The organism is Nonomuraea marmarensis (assembly GCF_043197025.1).
Taxonomy (GTDB): domain Bacteria; phylum Actinomycetota; class Actinomycetes; order Streptosporangiales; family Streptosporangiaceae; genus Nonomuraea; species Nonomuraea marmarensis.
This window is the reverse complement of the sequence record NZ_JBICRM010000087.1, coordinates 1-4,889: the sequence shown is the minus strand read 5'-3', so window position 1 is coordinate 4,889 and position 4,889 is coordinate 1. Positions and strand designations below refer to the sequence as shown.

Genomic DNA, 4,889 nt, shown 5'->3' with positions numbered 1-4,889 from the left:
TCCAGAACCAGGTCCGCCTGGGCCTGGCCCGTATGGAGCGCGTCGTCCGCGAGCGGATGACCACGCAGGACGTCGAGGCGATCACGCCGCAGACCCTGATCAACATCCGCCCGGTCGTGGCGTCGATGAAGGAGTTCTTCGGCACCTCGCAGCTGTCGCAGTTCATGGACCAGATCAACCCGCTGGCCGGTCTGACGCACAAGCGGCGTCTGAACGCGCTGGGCCCCGGTGGTCTGTCGCGTGAGCGGGCCGGCTTCGAGGTCCGCGACGTGCACCCGTCCCACTACGGCCGGATGTGCCCGATCGAGACCCCCGAAGGCCCGAACATCGGCCTGATCGGCTCGCTGGCCTCCTACGGCCGGCTCAACGCCTTCGGCTTCATCGAGACGCCCTACCGCAAGGTCGTCGACGGCAAGGTGACCGACCAGATCGACTACCTGACCGCCGATGAGGAAGACCGCTACGTCAAGGCGCAGGCCAACACGGTGCTCAACGCCGACGGCACGTTCGCCGACGCCCGCGTCCTGGTCCGCACCAAGGGCGGTGAGACCGAGCTGGCCCGGGCCGAGGAGGTCGACTACATCGACGTGTCGCCGCGCCAGATGGTGTCGGTCGCCACCGCGATGATCCCCTTCCTGGAGCACGACGACGCCAACCGCGCGCTCATGGGCGCGAACATGATGCGCCAGTCGGTGCCGCTGCTCAAGAGCGAGGCTCCGCTGGTCGGCACCGGCATGGAATACCGTGCCGCGACCGACGCCGGCGACATGGTCAGCGCCGAGAAGGCCGGTGTGGTGGAGGAGGTCTCCGCCGACTACATCACCGTCATGAACGACGACGGCACGCGGACGACGTACCGGGTGGCGAAGTTCAAGCGCTCCAACCAGGGTACGAGCTTCAACCAGAAGCCGATCGTGGCCGAGGGTGATCGGGTGGAGGTGAACCAGGTCATCGCCGATGGTCCGTGCACCAACAGCGGTGAGATGGCGCTGGGCAAGAACCTGCTGGTGGCGTTCATGCCGTGGGAGGGCCACAACTACGAAGACGCGATCATCATCTCGCAACGGCTGGTGCAGGACGACGTGCTGTCCTCGATCCACATCGAGGAGCACGAGGTCGACGCCCGTGACACCAAGCTGGGGCCGGAGGAGATCACCCGGGACATCCCGAACGTCTCCGAGGAGGTCCTGGCAGACCTGGACGAGCGCGGCATCATCCGGATCGGCGCCGAGGTGGTGCCCGGTGACATCCTGGTCGGCAAGGTCACCCCGAAGGGGGAGACCGAGCTGACGCCGGAGGAGCGGCTGCTGCGCGCGATCTTCGGGGAGAAGGCCCGCGAAGTCCGCGACACCTCGCTGAAGGTGCCGCACGGCGAGCAGGGCAAGGTCATCGGCGTCCGCGTGTTCAGCCGTGAGGAGGGCGACGAGCTGCCGCCCGGCGTCAACGAGCTGGTGCGCGTCTACGTGGCGCAGAAGCGTAAGATCACCGACGGTGACAAGCTGGCCGGCCGGCACGGCAACAAGGGCGTCATCTCCAAGATCCTGCCGGTCGAGGACATGCCGTTCCTGGAGGACGGCACCCCGGTCGACATCATCCTCAACCCGCTGGGCGTGCCCGGCCGGATGAACGTCGGCCAGGTGCTGGAGACCCACCTGGGCTGGATCGCCGCCCGCGGCTGGGACATCTCGGGCGTTCAGGAGGCGTGGGCCGAGCGGCTGCGCGACAAGGGCTTGGAGAGGATCGAGTCGGGGACCAACATGGCCACCCCGGTCTTCGACGGCGCCCACGAGGAGGAGATCGTCGGCCTGCTCGACAGCACCGTGGCCAACCGCGACGGCGACCGGATGGTGCAGCGCAGCGGGAAGGCCCGGCTGTTCGACGGCCGCTCCGGCGAGCCGTTCCCCTACCCGATCTCGGTCGGCTACATCTACATCCTCAAGCTCCTGCACCTGGTCGACGACAAGATTCACGCTCGTTCGACCGGCCCGTACTCCATGATCACTCAGCAGCCGCTCGGCGGTAAGGCCCAGTTCGGTGGCCAGCGCTTCGGTGAGATGGAGGTGTGGGCGCTGGAGGCGTACGGCGCCGCCTACGCCCTGCAGGAGCTGCTGACCATCAAGTCCGACGACGTCCTGGGCCGCGTGAAGGTCTACGAGGCGATCGTCAAGGGCGAGAACATTCCCGAGCCGGGCATTCCGGAGTCCTTCAAGGTGCTCATCAAGGAGATGCAGTCGCTGTGCCTCAACGTCGAGGTGCTCTCCAGCGACGGCATGTCCATCGAGATGCGTGACACCGACGAGGACGTCTTCCGCGCCGCGGAGGAGCTCGGCATCGATCTGTCCCGGCGTGAGCCGAGCAGCGTGGAAGAAGTCTGAGCGCGTTAGGGCTTTTGGGCGACGGCCACGATCGTCATCCGGGGTTCGCCCGTGGCAGAGAAGATCACGTTTTGGGGTGGTGAGTGACGAGATCACGCGCCGGACGCGGTGGAAACGTCTTACTGGGCTCGCAATCCGTGTACGAGCGTGTGGATGGTGCCGGAAACGACCGAGTCGACCGCCCGATCGCCGATCATGCCACTCGTGACGATCGCGGCGAGACCCTGCAGGGTGGCCAGCACCGCCATGGCCACCCTGTCGGGATCATCGCCGACGATGTCGCCATTGTCGACGGCACCGTAGATGAGCGCGGACGGTGCGGCGAACGCGCGCTCGTTCGCCTCTTGCAATTCCGGCCTGGTGGGGTCGTCCTTACGCGCGAACATCAACGCAAGCAGGGCGGGGTGTTGTGTGGCGAACCAAACATAGATCCGCGCGAACGCGGTCAGGCGCTCCTCGAAACTGCCGGTCGTCCGGCCGAGACCTCCGTCGAGCTCGCTGCCAAGGCGCTGCAGGCCCCGCACGGCGAGCGCGTCGAGCAACGCTTGCTTGTCGGGGAAGTGCTGGCGCGGCGCCCCGTGGCTGACGCCCAGTTCGCGGGCGAGTTCCCGCAGCGACAGGCCGGTGACCCCGGCCTGTTCGAGCTTGCGCTCGGCCAATGCCAGCAATGCTGCGCGCAGGTTGCCGTGGTGATAGGGGGTCGCGGTCCCGGTCATGCCAGCAGTGTAGTCGATGCCAACATTTTAGACATTGACTAGAATGTAGCTAATGTCTACATTGAACGCATGTAACGAAGGAGCCTGCCAATGACCGGCCCAACCCCATTTCCCATCCGCTTCCACCACGTCAGCCTCTCCGTCGCCAACCTCGACGCGCAGCGGCACTGGTACCGGGAGGCGCTCGGCTTCACCGAGGTGATCGAACAGTTCCAGGTGCCCGAGCCGCCGATCCGCACCGCCGTCCTGCAGGCCGCGGGCGGCACGCGGATCGAGCTCATCGAGCGCGCAGGCTCCGCACGCAGGGACGTCTTTGGCGACCCGATGGACACCGTGCGCGCCCAGGGCTACGGCCATTGGGCGCTTGAGGTAGACGATCTCGACGCGGCGTTCGGACACCTGACGCGATCCGGTGCCGAGCCGATCTGGCCTCCGGGCGACGCCGTGCAGCCCGGGGCGCGGTTCGCTTACGTCAAGGACCCTGAAGGCAATCTCATCGAACTGATCCAGCCGGCTGCGCACAGCTCATGAGCCTTCGCGACCATTGAGCTCGGCGCGCACCCGTGGGGCGACCTCGGTGCCGAGCAACTCGATCGAGGCGAGCACGTCGCGATGAGGCATGCCACCGATGTCCATCTGGAGGAACTGACGGCGGTGACCGAGGTGCTGGTGGAGGTCGATGATCCGCTCCGCGATCTCAACGGGGTCACCGGCGAAGACCATCCCACCGGGTGAGTAGTTCGCCTCAACCGCGTCCCAACTGGTCGGGATGGACCGGCCGGCGAGAGCGAACGACGCAATCTCGTGTTGGTGGAACCGCTGCTTGGCGGCGAGTCCATCGCGGCCGACGAAGCCGTGACTGGCGACGGAGATCTCGAGTAGCTCCGGGTTGACACCGGCCTCGTCGGCACTCTGGCGATACAGCGCCCCGAGCTGGGCCCAATGCTTGGGCGTACCGTTGAGCGCGCCATAGGAAACAGGCAGGCCAGCAGAACCGGCCCGGATCGTTGAACCGGGATTCCCACCGGTGCCGAGCCAGATCTTGAGCGGCTTGTCGGGGCGAGGGACGACCAACGCCTCCTTCAGCGACGGCCGGAACGGACTCCCCCAGCTGACCCGCTCATCGGCGTTGATCGCCAACAACAGACCGAACTTGTCGGCATAGAGGCGGTCGTAATCGCCAAGGTCGTACCCGAACAACGGAAAGGACTCTGTGGAGGAACCCCGACCAGCGACGATCTCCACCCGGTCGCCACTGACGATCGCTGCGGTGGCTGCCTGCTGGTACAGCCGGATCGGATCGTCGGTCGACAGCACGCTCACCGCCGTCGACAGTGTGATCTTCGACGTTATAGCCGCCGCGGCGTTAATGACCGATATAGGCGAAGACACCGGCACCTGCTCGTGGTGGTGCTCGCCGACTCCGAAGAAGTCGAGACCCACCTCCTCGGCGACGCGGATCTGCTCGACGACGTTCCGCACCGCCTGCGCACTGGTGACCACGTTGCCCTCGGAGTCGCGTCCCGCCACGCCGAAGCTGTAAGCGCCAAGCTCGAACCTCATCCGCACATCACCTCTCCGATAGCTGAACGGACCACAACCCGGCTCTCAGACTGTGGCCGGCCAAGCAGGGCGATGGCGGACAGCCCGCGGCCGAAGACGCGTGCAATCCTTAGCCTGGATCCACGGCTTGAAATCTGATGCGAGTGTCGTGAAATGAAGTGAGGTGCCCCCTGACCTGGGATGATTGGAGTTCTTCACGCTTCAACCAGCCAGTTCAGAAAGGCACCTCGTAAGT

The 4,889-nt window shown here is 66.0% G+C and carries 4 protein-coding genes; 2 read left to right on the top strand and 2 right to left on the bottom strand.

Going from position 1 to position 4,889, the window contains the following annotated elements; translation table 11 throughout:
* On the top strand, positions 1-2,375 hold a 2,375-nt coding region (gene rpoB / locus ACFLIM_RS49935; protein ID WP_393177929.1), incomplete at its 5' end, for a DNA-directed RNA polymerase subunit beta.
* A 119-nt stretch (positions 2,376-2,494) separates the two neighbouring features.
* Here rpoB and ACFLIM_RS49930 read toward each other — a convergent pair.
* Complete coding sequence (locus ACFLIM_RS49930) at positions 2,495-3,091, bottom strand: TetR/AcrR family transcriptional regulator (protein ID WP_393177927.1); 597 nt, start codon at positions 3,089-3,091, stop codon at positions 2,495-2,497.
* A 90-nt stretch (positions 3,092-3,181) separates the two neighbouring features.
* Here ACFLIM_RS49930 and ACFLIM_RS49925 point away from each other — a divergent pair, with 90 nt between their 5' ends.
* Positions 3,182-3,622, top strand: a complete 441-nt coding sequence (locus tag ACFLIM_RS49925) for a VOC family protein (protein WP_393177926.1) — start codon at positions 3,182-3,184, stop codon at positions 3,620-3,622.
* On the opposite strand, the gene ACFLIM_RS49920 is transcribed toward ACFLIM_RS49925, so the two are convergent.
* The gene (locus ACFLIM_RS49920; RefSeq protein WP_393177924.1) at positions 3,617-4,654 is read right to left on the bottom strand and encodes an LLM class flavin-dependent oxidoreductase; all 1,038 of its coding nucleotides are present in this window, start codon (positions 4,652-4,654) and stop codon (positions 3,617-3,619) included. The genes ACFLIM_RS49925 and ACFLIM_RS49920 overlap by 6 nt on opposite strands.
* Positions 4,655-4,889 lie beyond the last annotated feature (235 nt).